The sequence below is a fragment of the Pyxidicoccus trucidator genome (assembly GCF_010894435.1).
Taxonomy (GTDB): Bacteria; Myxococcota; Myxococcia; order Myxococcales; family Myxococcaceae; genus Myxococcus; species Myxococcus trucidator.
In genome coordinates, this window is sequence record NZ_JAAIXZ010000001.1 from 1,332,614 (window position 1) to 1,350,887 (window position 18,274).

At 70.9% G+C, this 18,274-nt stretch carries 15 protein-coding genes and 1 pseudogene; 8 read left to right on the forward strand and 8 right to left on the reverse strand.

All coding sequences use genetic code 11. The annotated features are described in order from the left end of the window. Positions 1–4: 4 nt before the first annotated feature. The 3 genes from G4D85_RS05420 to G4D85_RS05430 all read right to left on the reverse strand — a co-directional run bounded on the left by G4D85_RS05420 (position 5) and on the right by G4D85_RS05430 (position 2,653). The gene (locus G4D85_RS05420; RefSeq protein WP_164008528.1) at positions 5–604 is read right to left on the reverse strand and encodes an adenylate/guanylate cyclase domain-containing protein; all 600 of its coding nucleotides are present in this window, start codon (positions 602–604) and stop codon (positions 5–7) included. A gap of 367 nt (positions 605–971) precedes the next feature. Next, positions 972–1,805: a hypothetical protein gene (locus tag G4D85_RS05425; RefSeq protein WP_164008530.1), complete on the reverse strand. Its 834-nt coding sequence runs from the start codon at positions 1,803–1,805 to the stop codon at positions 972–974. 14 nt (positions 1,806–1,819) lie between these two features. Continuing rightward, positions 1,820–2,653: a hypothetical protein gene (locus G4D85_RS05430; RefSeq protein ID WP_164008532.1), complete on the reverse strand. Its 834-nt coding sequence runs from the start codon at positions 2,651–2,653 to the stop codon at positions 1,820–1,822. A 232-nt stretch (positions 2,654–2,885) separates the two neighbouring features. Between G4D85_RS05430 and G4D85_RS50670 the strand changes: the two genes are divergently transcribed. After that, positions 2,886–3,926 carry a pentapeptide repeat-containing protein gene (locus G4D85_RS50670; protein WP_420821696.1) on the forward strand — a complete coding sequence of 347 codons (1,041 nt, stop codon included), beginning with the start codon at positions 2,886–2,888 and terminating at the stop codon, positions 3,924–3,926. Here G4D85_RS50670 and G4D85_RS50675 read toward each other — a convergent pair. Both G4D85_RS50675 and G4D85_RS05445 read right to left on the reverse strand, forming a co-directional pair. After that, a pseudogene (locus G4D85_RS50675) lies at positions 3,926–4,802 on the reverse strand (serine/threonine protein kinase); the annotation flags it as partial. The gene G4D85_RS50670 and the pseudogene G4D85_RS50675 overlap by 1 nt on opposite strands. 170 nt (positions 4,803–4,972) lie before the next feature. Next, on the reverse strand, positions 4,973–7,051 hold the full coding sequence (locus G4D85_RS05445; protein WP_164008534.1) for a S46 family peptidase: 2,079 nt from the start codon (positions 7,049–7,051) through the stop codon (positions 4,973–4,975). Positions 7,052–7,184: 133 nt separating this feature from the next. Here G4D85_RS05445 and G4D85_RS05450 point away from each other — a divergent pair, with 133 nt between their 5' ends. After that, positions 7,185–8,324: an esterase/lipase family protein gene (locus tag G4D85_RS05450; protein WP_205525424.1), complete on the forward strand. Its 1,140-nt coding sequence runs from the start codon at positions 7,185–7,187 to the stop codon at positions 8,322–8,324. Between the two features lie 25 nt (positions 8,325–8,349). Here G4D85_RS05450 and pdxR read toward each other — a convergent pair whose 3' ends face one another. Beyond that, positions 8,350–9,828, reverse strand: coding sequence for a MocR-like pyridoxine biosynthesis transcription factor PdxR (gene pdxR, locus G4D85_RS05455; protein WP_164008538.1), 1,479 nt, complete (start codon positions 9,826–9,828; stop codon positions 8,350–8,352). A 118-nt stretch (positions 9,829–9,946) separates the two neighbouring features. Here pdxR and G4D85_RS05460 point away from each other — a divergent pair, with 118 nt between their 5' ends. Continuing rightward, complete coding sequence (locus tag G4D85_RS05460) at positions 9,947–10,402, forward strand: rhodanese-like domain-containing protein (RefSeq protein ID WP_164008541.1); 456 nt, start codon at positions 9,947–9,949, stop codon at positions 10,400–10,402. A 211-nt stretch (positions 10,403–10,613) separates the two neighbouring features. On the opposite strand, the gene G4D85_RS05465 is transcribed toward G4D85_RS05460, so the two are convergent. Then, positions 10,614–11,690: a ferrichrome ABC transporter substrate-binding protein gene (locus G4D85_RS05465; RefSeq protein WP_240359080.1), complete on the reverse strand. Its 1,077-nt coding sequence runs from the start codon at positions 11,688–11,690 to the stop codon at positions 10,614–10,616. Positions 11,691–11,891: 201 nt separating this feature from the next. Here G4D85_RS05465 and G4D85_RS05470 point away from each other — a divergent pair, with 201 nt between their 5' ends. Then, the gene (locus tag G4D85_RS05470) at positions 11,892–13,814 is read left to right on the forward strand and encodes an MSCRAMM family protein (protein ID WP_164008544.1); all 1,923 of its coding nucleotides are present in this window, start codon (positions 11,892–11,894) and stop codon (positions 13,812–13,814) included. Here the strand turns inward: G4D85_RS05470 and G4D85_RS05475 are convergent. Further along, positions 13,808–14,299 (reverse strand): PaaI family thioesterase, encoded by a 492-nt coding sequence (locus G4D85_RS05475; protein WP_164008546.1) that lies wholly within the window; start codon positions 14,297–14,299, stop codon positions 13,808–13,810. The two genes, G4D85_RS05470 and G4D85_RS05475, sit on opposite strands and share 7 nt — an antisense overlap. 238 nt (positions 14,300–14,537) lie before the next feature. On the opposite strand from G4D85_RS05475, the gene G4D85_RS05480 reads away from it, so the two are divergent. The 4 genes from G4D85_RS05480 to G4D85_RS05495 all read left to right on the forward strand — a co-directional run bounded on the left by G4D85_RS05480 (position 14,538) and on the right by G4D85_RS05495 (position 18,162). Then, on the forward strand, positions 14,538–15,935 hold the full coding sequence (locus G4D85_RS05480) for a flavin monoamine oxidase family protein (RefSeq protein WP_164008548.1): 1,398 nt from the start codon (positions 14,538–14,540) through the stop codon (positions 15,933–15,935). Between the two features lie 88 nt (positions 15,936–16,023). Then, complete coding sequence (gene dps / locus G4D85_RS05485) at positions 16,024–16,572, forward strand: DNA starvation/stationary phase protection protein Dps (RefSeq protein WP_164008550.1); 549 nt, start codon at positions 16,024–16,026, stop codon at positions 16,570–16,572. Positions 16,573–16,693: 121 nt separating this feature from the next. Then, positions 16,694–17,536, forward strand: a complete 843-nt coding sequence (locus tag G4D85_RS05490) for an SDR family oxidoreductase (protein WP_164009155.1) — start codon at positions 16,694–16,696, stop codon at positions 17,534–17,536. After that, positions 17,533–18,162, forward strand: a complete 630-nt coding sequence (locus G4D85_RS05495) for a glutathione S-transferase family protein (protein ID WP_164008552.1) — start codon at positions 17,533–17,535, stop codon at positions 18,160–18,162. The genes G4D85_RS05490 and G4D85_RS05495 overlap by 4 nt, the downstream gene beginning before the upstream one ends. Positions 18,163–18,274 lie beyond the last annotated feature (112 nt).

An 18,274-nucleotide genomic window follows, 5' to 3' on the forward strand; every position in this document is an offset into this window, starting at 1 on the left:
GACGTCAGTTCGCCGCGCCCCGGCGGCCCAGGAACGAGCGCATCCGCGACAGCAGCGGCATGCGGTTGCGGCGCTCCGGTGGGTCGATGCGGTAGACGGCCACCGGCAGGCGGATGTTCTTCATCTCCCCGCGTCCCAGGCGGACCGGCGGCGAGGACAGGCGGCCCTCCACCTGGCGCGCCACCGTCTCGCTGACGTAGAGCGTGCCGGGCCGGGCGAGCGCCTCGATGCGGGCCGCCAGGTTGACGCCCTCGCCGAACACGTCGCCGTCGCGGTGCACCACCAGGCCCAGGTGCACGCCTACGCGCAGCACCACCCGGCGGTCGGCGCCTACTCCACCGTTGCGCGCCGTCAGCGTGCGCTGCAGCTCCAGCCCGAAGTCCACGGCGGCCATGCCGCCCTCGAACTCGAGCAGGAAGCCGTCCTCCAACCGCTTCACCTCGCGCCCGCCATGGCGCGGTAGCAGCTCCCTCACCAGCGAGGCGTGCTCGTCACGCAATAGTTGTTGAAGCGCGTCGTCGCGCCACGAATCCCGCCCCGGGCCTTCGATGCCCGTGAACAGGATGGCCGACAGCTTTCTGGGTTCCGGTGCCTCCACCACCATCGCTCAGCTCCCCTCCCCCCCGGCACAGACTGTTGACGAGTCTACTTCACGACGGGGTCCCCGGTCCCAGCCAGGCCCCCCGTCCCGGCTGGGACCGGGCCCCGGACGACCCTTCGCCACGAGGCGCGGCCGTACAACGGGCGCAGCACCCACCATTCCGGGAAGCCCCGAGGGCCCGAGGCCCCGGCGCTGACTCCGCCCTACACTGCCCGGTGGTGGACATTGCGTAAACCATCCTATTCAGTCCCATCAGGATAGGTCATCTCTAACGCAATGCACCAACCGCCCGAGCAATCCGCACGTGGGGTGTCCACGGGCGGACTCAGGAGGTGGGGTGGGGTCCGAGCCCCGACAATCCGGGGGTCGGCTACAGGTCGTCGCAGGGCGTGCCCAGACGCGCGCCGGTGTAGACGCCCAGCTCGTTGTAGATGAGCAGGCGGTTCTCCTCGACGGGCACCGAGCGGAGCTTCTGCCGCTTCTTCTTCACCACCCAGAGCGAGGGCAGCTGGCGGTCCAGCACGAGCTGCAGGTCGCCGCCCCGGGTGGAGAAGATTTCGCCCTGCGAGTCGGCGACGACGTTGAGCATCTGCTGCGGCTTCATCCGGCCGCGGGGGCCGATGAAGATGCGGTAGCCCTTCTGCTCGGAGGACTCCGTGCTCCGCTCCACGAGGTAGTAGGTGCCCTTCGCGTCTCTCAGCAGGGCATGCGGCTCGAACTTCTGCGGGTTCGCCTCGTACGCGGCCTTGAGCAGCAGCGCCCGGGCCTGGGCGGGCTCCATCAGTGTGAAGGGCGTGGTGCGCCGGCCGCAGGTGACGGCGCAGGTGTTGGCCTTCCTGTCGACGGTGACGCGCGAAAACGGCCGCAGGTCGAAGCCGCTGTTGTTGACGTTGCTGTTGGCCTCGGGGTTCTCGAAGCGCGGGTCGAGGAACGCGCCCGGCGGCGTCCAGATGCTGTTGGGCGCCAGGGGAAGCTGGGCGAAGCGGCTGCCGTCCCCGTAGAAGAGCTGGAAGTTGCTCTGCTCCCGCAGGGACGTGGCCACGACGTAGTGCCCCTGGCCATCGGTGCACACGGAGGTGCGCTCCAGGGTCATCCGCTGGCCCAGGTTCTGTGCCTTGCCCCAGGGCGGCACGACGGCGCCGGAAGCTCCGGCGACGCCGGAGGAGAAGAGCACCGCGAAGGCGAGGAATCGTGAGGGTGACATGCGCGGGCTCCGCACTACAGGTTGTCCATGAAGAACTGCATGCACTCTTCTCGGCCCATGGTGCGGGTGCCGGGGGCGATGCTCCAGACCACCGTGTCCGCCTCGAGGCGTCCGGCGAAGCGCTCCCCGGCGCGGCAGTCCAGGCGCTTGACCTTCGCCTGCACGGTCCGCCGGGCCTCCTCGGACTCGTCGCACAGGTTCTTCAGCGCCTCCAGCGGGCTGGCGCAGTACGAGCCGACGGCCTCCCCGTCGTCGACGAGCTTGTCGGGGACGCTGTCCCAGGTGATGGCCGCCGCCACCGTCGAGCCGCACGCCGTGTTCATGACCTTCAGCGCGTCCGCGAGCTGACGGTCGTGGTCCCTGGACCAGAAGCGCTTGTCGTAGGCCTCGCCCCGGGCGAGCGTGCCGTCCGCCAGCTGGCGCAGGTACAGCGCCTGGACGTCCTCGGACTTCAGCGTGGCGGTGCGCTCCGCGTCGACCTTCACGTGGAGGGCGTCGTCCGCGAGGAGCCGCGAAATCATGAAGTCGCCCGTCTTCTTCCGGAAGCTCTTGCGCTCCTGGAAGAGGCGCAGGTTCCTGCCGCGCCAGCGCGCCCAGAACTCCGTCCCATCCTCGGTGGCGGTGTGGACGAGGACCTTCCCGTCATGGTCGTCTCCGGGCACCTGGAAGTAGAGGAGGTACTTGCGCTCCTCCAGGGGCAGCAGCGGGACGACGCTCACCGACTCACCGCCCGTGGCGGAGTACACGGTGCCCTTGTCCACGGGTCCGGTGCCGGGGCCCGTGGGGCGGGTGCTCCGGGCGCAGCCCAGCGCGATGAAGACGACACTCATGGCCAGCAGGGTTCTCAAGCGTCTCACCTCGAAGTGTGTGGGGCTCCGGCACGCGGCCGCATGGGCGGCCCGGTGCTCAGAGCGAGATGTCGTACTGCTTGCAGTAGCGGCGCACCTTGTTGCGCTCCCAGGCCGGAACGCGCTCCCAGGCGGTGAGCGCGTTGGAGAGGTCCTTCTGGCGGCAGTGCGCGCGGGTGAGGAGTGAGAAGGAAGTGCCGGTGACCTGGACGCGCTGGCTGCGGCGGACCAGGTGGAGCGCCTCGTCCGCGTCGCCGCGCGACAGCGCCCGCTCGGCCGCCACGAGGTCCGCCAGGGCCGCCTCGGGAATGGCCGAGGAGCTGCCCTTGGGCGACGGCCGTGGCGCGGGGGTCCGGCCCTTGATGACGGTGGTGGCCGGGCCCGGCGAGGGCGTGTTCACGGCGACGGACGTCTCAGGAGGCTTCAGTGGCGAGGTGCCAGCGTCCGCAGGCTGCGCCTGAGCGAGGCCGTTCTGCGAGGGCTGTGCCTGCGTGGTACCTGCGTCCGGCGGCTGCACCTGCGCCGTGCCGTTCTGCGCGGGCTGTGCCTGCGCGCCGCCAGCGTCCGGAGGCTGCACCTGCGCCGTGCCGTTCTGAGCGGGCTGTGCCTGCGCCGCGCCATTCTGAGCGGGCTCCACCTGCGCGGTGCCGGCGTCCGCGGGCTGCGCCTGCGCGAGGCCGGGAGACTCGGCCGGCTCCGGCGCGGTACCGGACCCCGGGCCCTCCACCAGCGTCGTCCCAGGCACGGGTTGCGACGGCACCGTCAGCGTCGGAGGAGCGGACTCCGGTCCCCCAGCCCCCTGCGCTCCGGTGCCTGGCACCACGCGAGTCCCTCCAATCACACCGAGCCGCAGTCCCACGGCGACGGCCACGGCGCCGACGAGCACCACCACCGCCGCGAGCATCCCCCACCGATTCCAGGAACGCCCCGTCTTGAGGGAGGGCGCGGCCCCCTGGGCACCCCCGAGCTTGCGGCGCTGTGGCCGCGTCGTTATCCCCGGCGGCGGCGGCGGCGCCGCGGCGTCCGGCCGGGGCTGCGAGCCGTCTCCGGGCGTCTCCCCCTCGGACAACGTCGAGACCTCGTGGAGCTGCACGTTGACAACGGGGCGCTTCGCCGAGCGGTCCTCCTCGCCCGAGCGCCGGTAGGACACCGTCTCGGACTTGGAGGAGACCGACTCCGCGTGCACGGGCTGGCCCTTCGGCCCCAACGTCTCTATCTGCGAGGGGCGGACCGACATCGCGGGCATCATCGGCGACAGGTCCGGGGCCAGTGACTGGAGCGGAATCCCCGTCAGGTCCAGGATGAAGCTGCCCACGTCCGGGTAGCGGTCCTCGGGGCGCTTCTCCAGGGCCCGGTCGATGGCCGCCACCACGTGCTCGGGCACGCCGGAGACCAGGGTGTCCAGCCGGTCCGGTGGATCATAGACGATGCGGTAGATGAGCTCCGGGAGCGGGCCGTCCTTGAACGGGAGCCTCCGGGCCAGCATCTCGTAGACCATGCACCCGAAGGAGAAGATGTCCGTCCGGGGGTCCACCTCCTGGTTCTTCCCCTGGGCCTGCTCGGGCGCCATGTACTGCGGCGTGCCCAGCAGGATGCCGCCCTGGGTGTTCACACTCTGCGAGTCGATGACCTTGGAGATGCCGAAGTCGAGCAGCTTCACCTGCTCCATCGCCACGCCGCCCACCTCGGTGGGGACGAGGAACACGTTCCCCGGCTTGAGGTCCCGGTGGACGATGCCCGCGCGGTGGGTCGCCTGGAGGGCCGAGCCCATCTGCCGGGCAATGGAGAGCACATCCTCCAGCGTGAGGGTCCCCCGCCGCAGCCGCCGCGAGAGGGGCTGGCCGCGCAGGCACTCCATCACCAGGAAGGGCGAGCCGTCCTTCAGGTGGTCGAAGTCGAGCACCTCGACGATGTTCGGATGGCCCAGGCGCGAGGCGATTTCCGCCTCGCGCCGGAAGCGCACGAAGACTTCCTTGCCCAGGCCCGCGTCGTTGCGCAGCACCTTGATGGCCACCTGCCGGCCGGGGAGCCGAAGGTGGTTGGCCAGGAAGACGGTGCCCATGCCGCCCCGGCCCAGCACGCCGACGATTTCGTAGGTGTCCCTCAGGATGGTGCCGAGGGGAATGTCGCGAGTCACGGAGGGAGACATGAAGGATGGGCTCTCAAACCTGAAAGCTCATTCTATCCTGTACCCCCCGACACCCCTTGGCGAGTTGTCCCTCCCTCCCACAGCCAGGGAGCAAGGACAGACTTTCTGTCTTTTGAGAAACCGGGAGACTCCGCCTCGAAGGAGGACCTCCCGGGTCTCCCGGAGGGTGCCTACTTCGCGGGCGGTGCGGTGACGTCGCTCGCGGCGCGCAGCTCCTTCACCACCCGTGTGGCACCGTAGACGTGCTCCAGGGCGGCGAGGATGCCGTCCCCGTGCACGGCCACGGCGCGGTTCGTCTCGGGCACGTACGCGTACCGGCCGCCGAGCGAGTGCAGGTTGCCGTCGAAGATGAGCCCCACCACGCGCCCGTCGCGGTCCACCAGGGGCGAGCCCGAGTTGCCGCCGATGATGTCGTTGGTGGTGGCCACGTCCAGCGGCGTCCCGGCGGGCACCTTGCCCTGGGCCTTCAGCCACGAGTCCGGCAGCTTGAAGGGGTCCTTGCCGGTGTGGCGCGCATACGCGCCGCCGAAGGTGGTGAGCGGAGCCACGGCGCGGCCATTCTCGTCCCAGCCCTTCACCTGTCCGGGGTTGAGGCGCAGGGTGAAGGTGGCGTCCGGGTAGCCGGAGGTGCCGTAGACGGCCAGGTGCGCCTTGGCGATGCGCTCGCCGTTGCGCTTGAGCACCGCCTCCACGGTGTCCTCGTAGCGCTTGCGGACGGCGCGGGCCTCGGCGTCCACCTTGCGCGCGAAGAGAATCATCGGGTCCCTGGACGCGTCCACCGCCGCGCGGCCGCCCTCCAGCAGCGCCTGCCGCACCTTCACGTCGCCCAGCTTCGTGCCCTTCACCAGGGCGCGCGCGAGGTCCGCGGGGGCCTCGCGGCCGAGCACCTGCTGGACGAACGGGTCATCCGCGCCCAGCGTCTCGCGCAGGCGGTTGAGGCCGAAGGTCAGCTGCGCCTGCTCCAGCTCGGTGGCGACGGGGGCGCCGCGCAGCAGGTGCTGGCGCAGCGTGGGCAGTTGGGCCTCGGTGTATTCGCGCAGCCGCTCCGCGTTGGGCTTGGGCTGCTCCTCGGCGGCGCGCACCAGCTGCCGCGCCATGCTGAAGAGCTCACCGGGGTACGCGTCCGCCAGCTCCTTCATCCGGTACTCGGGGAGCATGCGGCGGTACGCGTCGAGCGCCTGCGCCGTCTCGTCCCACGCGCTCCCCGCGGCGGCCTTCACCTGGGGGTTGGCGTCCACCTTCTTGCGCAGCTCGGCCTCCTCCTGGCGCTTGCGGGTGAGCAGCGCCGGGTCCGCCAGGGCCTGGTGCCGGCCGCGCAGGGCCTTGAGGCCGTTCTCCACGGCGCGCAGCCGCGAGCGCGTGGTGCGGTAGCGCTCGGGCGAGCTGCTGGCGAACTCGCGCAGCATGCCGCGCACCTCGGAGAGCTGGAGCAGCGTGTACGGCAGGTTGACGTCGCGCTGGAACTCCAGCTCCGCGACGGTGGCCTTGCGCTCGGTGCCGCCGGGGTGGCCGGAGACGAAGACGAGGTCCCCCTCCTTCGCGCCCTGCTTCGCCCACGGCAGGAAGTCCGGGCTCTTCGCGGGCGCGTCGCCCTGCCACACGCGCAGGAAGGCCGCGTCGAAGCCGAAGCGCGGGAAGTTGAAGTTGTCCGGGTCTCCACCGAAGGCCGCCATGGAGAACTCGGGGGCGAAGACGAGGCGCACGTCCTGGAAGCGGCGGTACTGGTAGAGGTGGTACTTCCCGCCGTTGAAGAGCGTCACCACGTCGCAGCGCCGGTCCGTCGAGGTGGCGCACTCGGACTCGGCGGCGGCCATCTCCTTCTTGAGGGCGGTGTTGAAGGCGGCGCCGGTGAGGCCCTTCGTCGCCGCATTCATCCGCTCGGTGACGTCGGTCATCTTCTCCAGCTGGTTGGCCTCCACCTTGGGGCAGCGGCGCTCCTCGGCGGGCGTCTTCGCCAGGAAGCCGGTGGCCAGCAGGTCCTGCTTCGGCGAGGCGAGGTCCTCGATGCAGTCGCGGATGCAGTGGTGGTTGGTCATCACCAGCCCGTCCGGAGACACGAAGCTGGCGGAGCAGCCTCCGGCGAGCCGCACCGAGCCGAGGCGGACCTTGTCCAGCCACGCCTGCGTGGGCGCGAAGCCGTACGCCTTCTTCACGGCCTCCGAGGGAAATGCGTCGTAGGTCCACATGCCCTCGTCCGCGAAAGCTGGCAGGGAGAGGAACAGGCCGAGAGCGAGCAGTCTGCGGTCCACGTGCGGTCGTCCTTCTGGAATGACTGGGAGTAGGAGTCCCGTTCTCGTCGTGAGAACAGGCGCGCGTCAACCGTCCCGCGGGCCATGCATTCCCGGAAGGGAATCACGCGTCGCGTCAGGTATGGTGTGGGCAATGCCCGCGAAGCATCATGTCTACCTCGTCCCAGGCTTCTTCGGCTTCATCAACCTGGGCGAGCTCATCTACTTCGGCCACGCGCACGACTACCTGAAGGCGGAGCTGGCCCGCCGGGGGGTGGACGCGGAAGTGACGATTGTCCTGTCGCACCCGACGGCCTCCATCCGGACGCGCACGGCGGACCTGCTCAAGGCGGTGCAGGAGACGGCGGCCGGAGACGACGGGCCCATCCACCTCGTGGGCCACTCGACGGGCGGGCTGGACTCGCGGCTGTTCGTCAGCCCCGGGGCGCAGCTGGCGGAGGGGCTGGATTTGGAGCCCTTCGCGAAGCGGGTGCGCACGGTGGTGACGGTGTCCACGCCGCATGCGGGGACGCCGCTGGCCACGTTCTTCATGGGGCTGTTCGGGCAGAAGATATTGAAGCTGCTCTCGCTATTCACTGTGTACGTGCTGCGCTTCGGGCGGCTGCCGTTGCGGGTGGCGTTCCGCTTCGGGCACGTGCTGGCGCGGGCGGACGACACCCTCGGGTGGAAGCCCACGCTGCTGGACCAGCTCTATGACCAGCTCCTGGGGGACTTCTCCTCCGAGCGGCGGGACGCGGTGGCGAAGTTCCTGAGCGACGTGGGGAACGACACGTCGCTGATTCCGCAGCTCACGCCGGAGGGCATCGACCTCTTCAACGCGAGCACGGTGGACCGGCCGGGAGTGCGGTACGGCTCGGTGGTGACGCAGGCGCGGCCTCCGTCGTTCCGGACGCGGATGTCGGCGGGGTTGGACCCGTACGCGCAGCTGACGCACACCATCTACGCGCTCGTGTACGGGCAGACGCAGCGGATGCCGCTGACGTCGATTCCGCCGCACACGCCCGCGCAGACGGCGGCGCTGGTGCAGGCGTACGGAGCGCTGCCGGGGCCCACGGCGTGTGACGGCATCGTCCCCACGCGCTCACAGGTGTACGGACGGGTGCTGGCGGCGGTGCGGGCGGACCACCTGGATGCGATTGGCCACTTCGACCAGCCCGCGCACCAGCCGCCCCATGTGGACTGGCTCATCTCCGGCTCTGGCTTCCGCCGGGCGCAGTTCGAGTCCACGTGGAAGAGCATCGTGGACTTCCTGCTGGAGGATGAGGGGCGCTGACCCTCCTGCTCAGCCCCTCAGCCCCTCAGCCCCTCAGCCGCGCGAGAGCGCGCACCGCGGCGCGCAGGCCCGCGGGGCTCGCACCGGAGAACCCCAGCAAGAGCCCCTGCTCCACACCGCGGCCCAGGTAGAGCGGTGACAGCCGGCGGGCCCCGAGCCGCTTCGTCTCCGCACGCGCGACGACGTCCCCGTCCCGCCAGCCGGGCGCGAGGAACGTGGTGACATGCATGCCCGCCTCCGCCGCTCCGGGTCGCAGCCACCCTTCGGCCTCACGCCGCAAGGCATCCAGCAGCGCATCCCGCCGCTCCGCATAGGCCAGGCGCATCTGCCGCAGGTGCGCGGCGTAGTGCCCCGCCTCCATGAAGTGCGCCATCGACGCCTGGGAGAGCAGCGGCGCGTGGCCATCCGTGGCGGCGCGCGCGGCGGTGAAGGCGTCGACCAGCGCCTCCGGGACGACGAGGAAGGCGAGCCGCAGCGACGGGAACATCACCTTGTTGAAGGTCCCCGCGTAGAGGACGCGCCCCGCCACGTCCAGCCCCTGAATCGCAGCGAGGGGCCGCGTGGCGTAGCGGAACTCGCTGTCGTAGTCGTCCTCGAAGACCCAGGCACGCGCCGCCCGCGCCCACTCCAGCAGCGCCAGCCGCCTGGGCAGGCTCAGCGTCACGCCCAGCGGGTACTGGTGCGAAGGCGTGACGTAGGCCAGCCGGGCCTTCGGAGCGCGCGCGGTCCCCACGTCCACCCGGAGGCCCTCCGCGTCCACCGGCACCGGGCACACCCGCGCTCCCGCGGCCTCGAACGCGGCCCGCGCACCGAGATAGCCGGGCTCCTCCAGCCACACGCCCTCCCCTTCGTCCAGGAGCAGCCGCGCGGACAGGTCCAGCGCCTGCTGCGTGCTGGAGAGCACCAGCACCTGCCGCCACCCACAGCGCACCCCGCGCGCCGTGCCCAGGTGCGCGGCGATGACCTCTCGCAGCGGCCGGAAGCCCGCGGGCTCGCCAGCGGTCATCAGTCCGGGCCCCAGCTGCCGGGCCTGCTTCGCCACCGCGCGTCCCCACAGGTGCGTGGGGAACAAGTCCAACGCGGGCAGGCATGGCGTGAAGGGCTGCACGTCGCGGGGCTCCGGCGGCAGCACCTCGCGAGCCAGGCGCTGTCCCCGGCGTGACAGCCCGGGCCGGGCAGGAGGGCCGCTCCGACGCACGGGAGTGGCGATGGCGCTCCGGGGCAGCCGGGCATGCTCGGGCAGGGCCACCACGCTGCCGGAGCCGACGCGCCGCTCCAGGAAGCCCTCCGCATCCAGCTGTGAGAAGGCCCCCTCCACGGTGCCTCGGGAGACGCCGAGCTCGCGCGACAGCGTGCGTGTGGAGGGCAGCCGGCTTCGCGCCGCGAGCGCACCGGAGAGGATGGCTTCCCTCAGGCGCTCATAGAGCTGGCGGTGGAGGGGCGCCCCACCTCCGGTCTCCGGCTGGAGGAAGGGCAGTGACACTCCGGCGGCCCGCTTCGGCATGTCCCCATGAAGCCAGGACCAAGGCCCTCCGGCAACCGGCGTCCCGTCGATAATGGCCCATACCCGGGACATGAAATGGAGCTATCCGCCGGACCACTCCGGGGGCACATTTCCGCGCATGACTGCTCCTGCCACTCCGTTCTCCTTCGTCCTCGAAACGCCGGCCGCGACGCCCGAAGAGGCCCGGCGCCACTTCCTCGCGAAGCTGTCCGTGGAGACAGACCCGGCCGACGTCCACCTGGACCTGGAGCGAGGCAAGAAGGGCTTCGTCGTGGTGGACGTGCGCACGAAGGAGGCCTTCGCCGAGCGTCATGTGCCCGGTGCGCTCAACCTTCCCTCGCGGACCATCAGCGCGGAGACGACGGCGCACCTGAGCAGGGACGACGTCATCATCACCTACTGCTGGGGCCCGGGCTGCAACGGCTCCACCAAGGCGGCCGCCCGCTTCGCCGCGCTGGGCTTCCGCGTGAAGGAGATGCTTGGCGGCCTCGAGTACTGGGTGAAGGAGGGCCACCCCACCGAGGGCACGGCCCCGCGAGGCACGCCCGTGTACGCGCACCGGGGAGATACCTGAGCCAGGGCGCCACCCGAGACGCAGCACGCGTGAGTGGGCTCGGCCCCGGTCCGGACGCGTCCGGCAGCGTGCTGTTCGGAAATGTCGGGACATTTCGCGGCGCAAATGTCCCGACATTTCCGAACAGCACGGGTCAGGTCCCGCACCGGGGGCCTCCCCTTGTCCCGGAAGGAGTCAGCTCCCGCGCGGGAGCCCCGGAGGTTCCGGGACGTCAGTACACGCCAATCAGATGGATTTGCACCCTCGGGTTGCCGAGGAACTCCTTGAGTCGCCAGCGGCTCCGCATCCCGTCATCGTGGATGCCGACGCCTCCGGCCTTCGGTGCTTCCGCGCTGGCGAGCGCCTCGCGGAGCTGGGAGACGGCCCAGTCGTCGAACTTCGGGTCCCCCGAGCCCTCGATGACCTCCAACTCCAGCACCTTCCCATCGCGGGCCTGACGGACCTCCACGACGGCGGCGAGCGCGAGGATGGGCTCGGTGACGTCCACCATGAACATGTTCGCGGCGCGTCCGGCCTCGACGGCGGCCTGGAAGCGGTTGCGCTGCTCCAGGCGGTGGTCGCGCTCTTTCGGGGTATAGGGGGTGCCCGTCTTGCCGAAGCGCTCGATGGCCTCCACCTGCTCTCGCTTCATCCGCGAGGCGAGCACCTTCAGGTCCGGTGGGGGCGGGTTGACCAGCTGCTTCGAGAAGTCCTTCTGGAGCTGCGCGAAGTAGGGGGCGGGAGCGCCGCTCGCCGCCCGAGCTTCCGCCAGCGAGTCCCGGGCCCACCCATCCACCTTCACGCGCGCCTCTTCCGCCTGCTGGCGAGCGATGGCCTTCGGGTCTGGGACCTCGCCCGTGTTGCGCAGGGTCCGTCCCGTCGAGGGCGGCTTCCCCGTCAGCCCTTCTCCGAGCAGATGTCCCGGCACCAGGATGGGCCGCTCGGCCGAGGCGAGTGGCGCGTCCTCGGACAGGGGCTTCGCGGGAGGCGAAGTCTCCTGCCCGCCGGGCGCCCCCGCCGGTGGCGCTGTCGCCACCTGAGGAGCAGGTGTCTCCGGCGTTGAAGCAGCCGGGCGCTCGACCTGGCGCGAGGGAGGAGCACTCACCGGGTCGGGCGGCCGTGCCGTCGGCCGTGGGGCGGTCGGCACCGTCGGCTTCGCGGGCCTGGTGATGATTTCAATCTCCGCGACGTCACGCGACGGCAGCCTCGGAGGCCGGACAGACGGGACCCGCGACAGCGCGAAGAAGAGCGCCGCGTGCAGGAGCACCGAGAGCAGCAGTGTGAGGCCCAGCCTGGAGCGACGTGACACGCAGGACAGCTTGCCTCGCCATCCCCTCCGCGTGAAGCGTCCCAGGGGACGGGTGTTGACCCGACACGCCATCCTGCCTGCCGGGCACGTCCACGCGGCCTCAAAGCCCCCGTGGCCCGGGGCCGCTTCGACGGCGAGGACGCGCTCGAGTCGCCCTCATGGGGCCCGTGGGCCGAGCCAATCCTGCATAGAATCGGACGCATGCGCCTCCCTGTTCTGCCAACCCTGCTCCTGCTCACCCTGGCGCACTGCACCCCCGTGGGCGTGCCGGCTGCCGATGCGGGCGTGTCGGCAGCCAACGTAGGCGTGTCGGCAGCCAACGTGGGCGTGTCGGCAGCCAACGTAGGCGTGTCGGCAGCCAACGTGGGCGTGTCGGCAGCCGACGCGAGCGCGCCGACCGCTGACGCAGGGCTCGCAGCCTCCCGGGCGCTCACGGTCCAGGTCTTCGGCCTCGATGGCGCGCCCCTCGCGGGCAGCCAGGTGCAGGTCGTCGCCGAGACGCTGGAGGACCACAACCTCTGGCTCGAGGCGGACGAGCGCGGGGCGGCGAGCACTCCGGCGCCCGCCCCCGGGCGCTACCGGGTGCTGGCGTACTGGCTGCTGAAGGGCAAGTTCCAGCGCTACGTGTGGCAGGACCTCGACGTGAAGCCCGGCACGGAAGACCTGCGCGTGGAGCTCCGCTTCGCGCGGGGCTCCGCCGCGCCCATCTCGGGGCGTGTGCGAGGACTGGACGACCAGCCCGTGGCCGGAGCGGAGGTGCAGGCCTGGCAGCTCGCCTCTTCGGTGCCGTTGGACGGAGACCTGCTGCGCAACAGCTCCTCGGCTCGGGAGACGGTGTCCGCGACGACCGACGCCGAGGGCCGCTTCACCCTGGAGCCCCTGCGTGAAGGCGAGTACGGGCTCCAGGTGCGGCACTCCCCCGCCGGCCTGGGCGACACCTACGCACGGACGGGAGGCCCCGCCGTCGAACTCCAGCTCGTCCCCCGGTGCGTGAGGAGCGCCTCCGGCCGCGTGGTCGACGAGAGGGGTGCCCCAATCAAGAGCTTCGAGGTGGGCTCGCGGCGCGTGCGCGATGCGAAGGGGCACTTCCAGCTCAAGGGCGACTGCTACGTCACCGTCGAGGCCAGGGGCTTCGTGTCCCAGGACCTTCCGGTGCTCAGCCTGAAGGGGCTGCACGTGGAGCTGCCGGACGTCGTGCTCGAGCGGGGACGCCAGCTCACGGGACGCGTGCTGGGGCCGGACGGGAAGCCGCTGAAGGACGTGGACCTCAAGGCGTACTGGGCTGGGCCCACCCCCGGGTCCACCTCGGAGAGCACCGACGCCGGGGGACGCGTCTCCCTCGGACCGGTCCCCGCGGGCCGGGAGGTGACGGTGTGGGCGAAGTGGAACGACAAGGCCCTGCGGCAGCAGGTCGCTCCCGGCAAGGACGCGAAGGTCGAGCTCCGCTTCCCCGCCGAGGACTCACGCCTGGAGGTCCTCACGAAGGACGCGCAGGGAGCGCCGCTCGGAGGAATGCAGGTCCAGGCGCAGAGCGCATGGGGCTTCCTCACCCTGACCACGGACAAGACAGGCCGGGCCGCCCAGGGTGTGCCTGCTGGGAGCTACGAGGTCCGCGTCACGCACAAGCCCTCCGGCAGGCCGGGGGCGCGTCGCGTCGCGTACCGCTTCGACCCGGTGAGCGTCCAGGTCTCCCCCGAGAGCACCCCGCCCGTCGAGGTCCGGGCCACGCAGGGCACCGGGCGGCTCCGCGTCATCCTGCCCGAGGGGACGCACTACGACGCCATCTTCGTCGTGCCAGGGGCCCACGACTGGCCCGCGGACATCCCGGCCTGGTCGAAGCTCCTGGCGTACCCGATGGCCGAGGACGCGGTCTCGAGCCTCTGGATGAGCCAGGCGCCGGCACTCATCTACTACGAGACGCAGAACGACTTCAGCGAGCTGGTGCCTGGCCCCTACACCGTCTTCGCAGGGAATCCGCAGGACGATGGCCCGGGCCTGCTCGCCTTCCGCCAGGTCATCGAGGTCGATGGCCGCGGACGGCAGGTCGTCCAGGTCCGCTTCTCGGGCGACGGCTCGCGCAGACTCCATGCTGTCCCGGTAAGCGCGCCCGCCGGGGCTCAGTAGCGCTTGAGCACCGCGAGGAAGCGCGCGTCGGCGATGTGCTTCCCCTCGAAGTCCTCCAGCCGCACGGGCACCCACTCGCGGGCCTTGTCGCCCTTCTGGCGGAGCGCGGAGTCCAGCGTGGTGAACACCTCGGCGGGCGGCTCGCAGGTGGCGCGCACGCCGCCCTTCGCCTTGGCGTGGAAGGACACCTCCACCTTGTCCACCAGCGCGTTGTAGCGGCCCGGCGGGAAGCGGCGGAAGAGCCACAGCCCCATCGTCAACTCCAGCACCGTCACCTGCACGCCCAGGTACACGCCGCCCACGTGGTTGCGCGTGCGCCGCTTGAGGGGCACGGACGCTCGCGTCCTCGCGTCCGACGCCTCTTCCACCTTGAAGCCCATCACCGCCGACAGCGGGATGATGTTCTTCACCGCCACCGTCATCAGGGCATTCGCCGCCGTCGGCGACACCTGACGCAACCGTTCCACAAGGTCGAGCGCGAGCATGGCTCCTCACCATCCACCAACGAAAGGGACCCCATCGTAGCCGCGACGCGGGCGGGCGCATCCACGCTTCTGGACCCGAGGGCCTCCGGGGGCCGGGGGTATGCATCCAGGGCCAGCACCCGTCCTCCGCGGGAAGAGCGCCCGCTCTTCGCGGAAGCGTTTGAAACCGGGTTGCGACTGTACGCGGCGCTGTCCTCCATCACTCACGCCCGGCATAGAGTCCCGCCCCGGAGGGCACATGGACGCGACCGGAGTGGATGTCGTCATCGTCGGCGCCGGAGTGGCGGGGCTCACCACCGCGCGGGCCCTCGCACGAACGGGGTTCTCCGTGGCCGTGCTCGAAGCACGGGAGCGCGTCGGGGGACGCACGCTCAGCCAGTCCCTTGGTGGCGAAGTCGTGGACCTCGGCGGCCAGTGGGTGGGGCCCGCCCAGCGACATGTGCTGCGGCTCGCGGACGAGCTCGGCCTCAAGCGCTTCCCCCAGTACCACCACGGCACCAAGGTGCTCGACGTGCGCGGGGCGCTGCGCACCTACCGCGGCCAGGTGCCGTCACTGCCGCTGCTCTCGCTGCTGGACCTCCAGCGCGTCATCTGGAAGCTGGACGGGCTGGCGAAGCGCGTCCCCCGCGAGCGTCCCGACGCCGCCCCTCGCGCCGCCGAGTGGGACGCACTCACCCTGGAGGAGTGGAAGCAGCGCCACGTGCCCACCTGGGGCGCCCGCGCCGCGCTGGACATCGCCGCCCGCGCCATCTTCGCCGCCGAACCCTCCGAGGTGTCCTTCCTCCACTTCCTCTTCTACGTCCACTCCAACCACGGCCTCATGCCCCTCACCACCATTGAAGGCGGCGCCCAGGCCGAGCGCTTCACCGGCGGCGCCCAGACGCTCAGCCTCCGCCTGGCCAGCGAGCTGGGCACGCGCGTTCATCTCTCCACGCCCGTGCGCGCGGTGCTCCAGGACGGCGACGGTGTCACCGTGTCCACCGAGGACGGCCGGACGTGGCGTGCACGCTACGCGGTGGTGGCCGTGCCGCCCGCGCTGGCCGAGCGCCTCGACTTCGGCGCCACCCTCCCCGCCGGCCGCCGCCGCGCCCACGCGGACATCCCCATGGGCAGCGTCATCAAGGTGGTGGCCACGTACGAGCGCGCCTTCTGGCGCGAGGCCGGCTTCTCCGGCGAGGCCGTGAGCGACACCGGCCCCGTGCGGCTGTGCTTCGACGACTGCGGGGCCGATGGCCACCACCCCGCCCTGGTGGGCTTCTTCCTCGGGGAGACTGCGCGAGCGTGGACCGGGCGTCCGCCAGCGGAGCGCCAGCGCGCCGCCCTGGAGTCGTTCGCGCGCTTCTTCGGTCCCCAGGCCCTGAAGCCCACCGCCGTCGCCGACCTGGACTGGCCTGCCGAGCCCTGGAGCAAGGGCTGCTACGTCGGACTCCCCCGCCCCGGCGTCCTCAGCACCATTGGCGACGCGTTGCGCGCCCCCTTCGGCCGGGTCCACTGGGCGGGCACGGAGACGGCCATCGAGGGCTGTGGCTATATCGACGGCGCGGTGGAGTCGGGCGAGCGCGCGGCCACGGAGCTGTCCGCACGGTTGGCGACACCGGGAGGCCTCCCCGTCGGAGGACGTGCCGTCTCCGGCTAGCCCGCCTGCCCTCCAGCCGTCGCGGCGTGGATTGGCGTCCCCTTGAGGCGTCCCCACCCTTGGTGAGCCCTCTGGAGGAGGCCGGAACATGAACTTTCCCAGTCACGTGAATCTCCCCGCCGATGCTCGCGAGGAGCTCATTGATTCGCTCAACACCCTGCTGGCCGATTCCATCGACCTGCACTGGCAGATAAAGCAGGCCCACTGGAACATCCGCGGCAAGCACTTCTACAGCCGCCATGAGCTGTTCGACGAGCTGGCCAAGCACGCGCGCAAGCAGGCCGACGAGTTCGCCGAGCGCGCCGGCACGCTGGGCGGCTACGCCGAGGGCACCATCCGCCTCGCCGCGAAGAACAGCGAGCTGCCCGAGTATGATTTGACGGCCGTGGACGGCGACGCGCACCTGCGCGCCCTGGTGGACCGCGTCGCCCGCTACGGAGCCAGCATCCGCAACGGCATCCACCGCTCCGAGGAACTGAACGACCCCGTCACCACGGACCTGCTCACACAGACGCTGGGGCAGGTGGAGCTGGACCTGTGGTTCCTGGAGAGCCACCTCCACGGTGACGTGCGCGCCAACGTGCGCCGCGGCGCGGACGCGGGAGACGGCGCGGGCGTCCGGCCCCCCAACTCCTGACGGGTGTTGACCAGAAGGCAGCACCGGAGCGCTCGACGTTGGGCGAGCGCTCGGGCCGGCTCCGTCGTATAGAAGGCGTCCTCTCGTCACGGAGGACGCCTTTTTGACTTCACAGACGCGGATGGACGGCAAGGTCTGCCTCATCACCGGAGCCTCCGGAGGCATCGGCCTGGAAGCGGCCAAGGCGCTCGCCGCCCTGGGTGCCACGGTGGTGCTGGTGGGACGTGACGCGACGCGCACCGAGGCGGCCGTCAGCGCGGTGCGCGCGGCGGCTCCCGGGGCCACGGTGGATTGGCTGAAGGCGGACCTCGCCTCGCTCAAGTCCGTGCGTGAGCTGGCCGCCACCTTCAAGGCCCGCTACCCGCGGCTGGACGTGCTGCTGAACAACGCGGGCCTCATCATCGACCACCGCGAGGTGACGGAGGACGGACTGGAGGCCACCATGGCCACCAACCACTTCGCGCCCTTCCTCCTGACGAACCTGCTGCTGGACGTGTTGAAGGCCAGCGCTCCGTCGCGCGTCATCAATGTCTCGTCCGATGCCCATGTCGTCGGCAAGCTGGACTTCGAGGACCTCCAGTCCGAGCGCGGCTACACCGCCTTCCGCGTGTACGGCACCTCCAAGCTGGCCAACATCCTGTTCACCCGTGCACTGGCGAAGCGGCTGCGGGGCACGGGGGTGACGACCAACTCCCTGCATCCCGGCATGGTGCGCACGGGCTTTGGCCTCAACACGAAGGGCTTCTTCCGCCAGCTCGTCAAGCTGGGCACACCGTTCATGATTACGGCGGAGCAGGGAGCGCGGACGTCCATCTACCTGGCGTCCTCGCCCGAAGTGGAGTCGGTGTCAGGGGAGTACTTCTACAAGCGCCGGCCGAAGAAGGCGTCCTCCGCCGCACGGGATGACGCCCTCGCGGAGCGGCTCTGGCAGGTGAGCGAGCAGCTCACGGGAGTGACGGCATGATTGACCTGTACACATTCGCTACGCCCAACGGGCGCAAGGTGTCCATCGCCCTGGAAGAGCTGGAGCTGCCCTACACCGTCAAGGTGGTGGACATCACCAAGGGCGACCAGTTCAAGCCCGAGTACCTGGCCATCAACCCCAACAACAAGATTCCGGCCATCGTCGACCACGAGCCGGTGGACCGCCGGCCGCTGACCATCTTCGAGTCGGGCGCCATCCTGCTCTACCTCGCGGAGAAGACGGGCAAGCTGCTGCCCTCCAGCCCGCGCGGCAAGGCCGAGGTGACGCAGTGGCTGATGTTCCAGATGGGCGGCATTGGCCCCATGTTCGGGCAGCTCGGCTACTTCACCCGCTTCAGCAAGGCGTACGTCCCCCACGCCATCGAGCGCTACACCAACGAGTCCAAGCGCATCCTCGGCGTGCTGGACGCGCAGCTCGGCAAGGGTGAGTACGTGGCGGGGAAGTTCTCCATCGCCGACTGTGCCATCTACCCGTGGCTGGCCGGCACCCGCGAGTACAGCCCGGGCCTCTTCGCCGGCCTGAACCACGTGCCCGAGTACCTGCACCGCGTGGGCAGCCGTCCCGCCGTGCAGCGCGGCATGAAGGTGCCGGACCTGAAGCGCTGACCCGTACGGGCGGGGCGCGGTGGCGTGAGGGTCGCCGCGCTCGCGAGCTTCGTTGCCGACATCGACGCGTGGGCCAAGGGCTCCCCGGCCCGGGTGCCCGGCAGGCCGGCAG

Bases quoted from the DNA above. Each gene is read 5' to 3' on its own strand.
- G4D85_RS05420 (WP_164008528.1), bottom strand. From the start codon at position 604: ATGGTGGTGGAGGCACCGGAACCCAGAAAGCTGTCGGCCATCCTGTTC.
- G4D85_RS05425 (WP_164008530.1), bottom strand. From the start codon at position 1,805: ATGTCACCCTCACGATTCCTCGCCTTCGCGGTGCTCTTCTCCTCCGGC.
- G4D85_RS05450 (WP_205525424.1), top strand. From the start codon at position 7,185: ATGCCCGCGAAGCATCATGTCTACCTCGTCCCAGGCTTCTTCGGCTTC.
- pdxR (WP_164008538.1), bottom strand. From the start codon at position 9,828: ATGCCGAAGCGGGCCGCCGGAGTGTCACTGCCCTTCCTCCAGCCGGAG.
- G4D85_RS05460 (WP_164008541.1), top strand. From the start codon at position 9,947: ATGACTGCTCCTGCCACTCCGTTCTCCTTCGTCCTCGAAACGCCGGCC.
- G4D85_RS05470 (WP_164008544.1), top strand. From the start codon at position 11,892: ATGCGCCTCCCTGTTCTGCCAACCCTGCTCCTGCTCACCCTGGCGCAC.
- G4D85_RS05475 (WP_164008546.1), bottom strand. From the start codon at position 14,299: ATGCTCGCGCTCGACCTTGTGGAACGGTTGCGTCAGGTGTCGCCGACG.
- G4D85_RS05480 (WP_164008548.1), top strand. From the start codon at position 14,538: ATGGACGCGACCGGAGTGGATGTCGTCATCGTCGGCGCCGGAGTGGCG.
- dps (WP_164008550.1), top strand. From the start codon at position 16,024: ATGAACTTTCCCAGTCACGTGAATCTCCCCGCCGATGCTCGCGAGGAG.
- G4D85_RS05490 (WP_164009155.1), top strand. From the start codon at position 16,694: ATGGACGGCAAGGTCTGCCTCATCACCGGAGCCTCCGGAGGCATCGGC.
- G4D85_RS05495 (WP_164008552.1), top strand. From the start codon at position 17,533: ATGATTGACCTGTACACATTCGCTACGCCCAACGGGCGCAAGGTGTCC.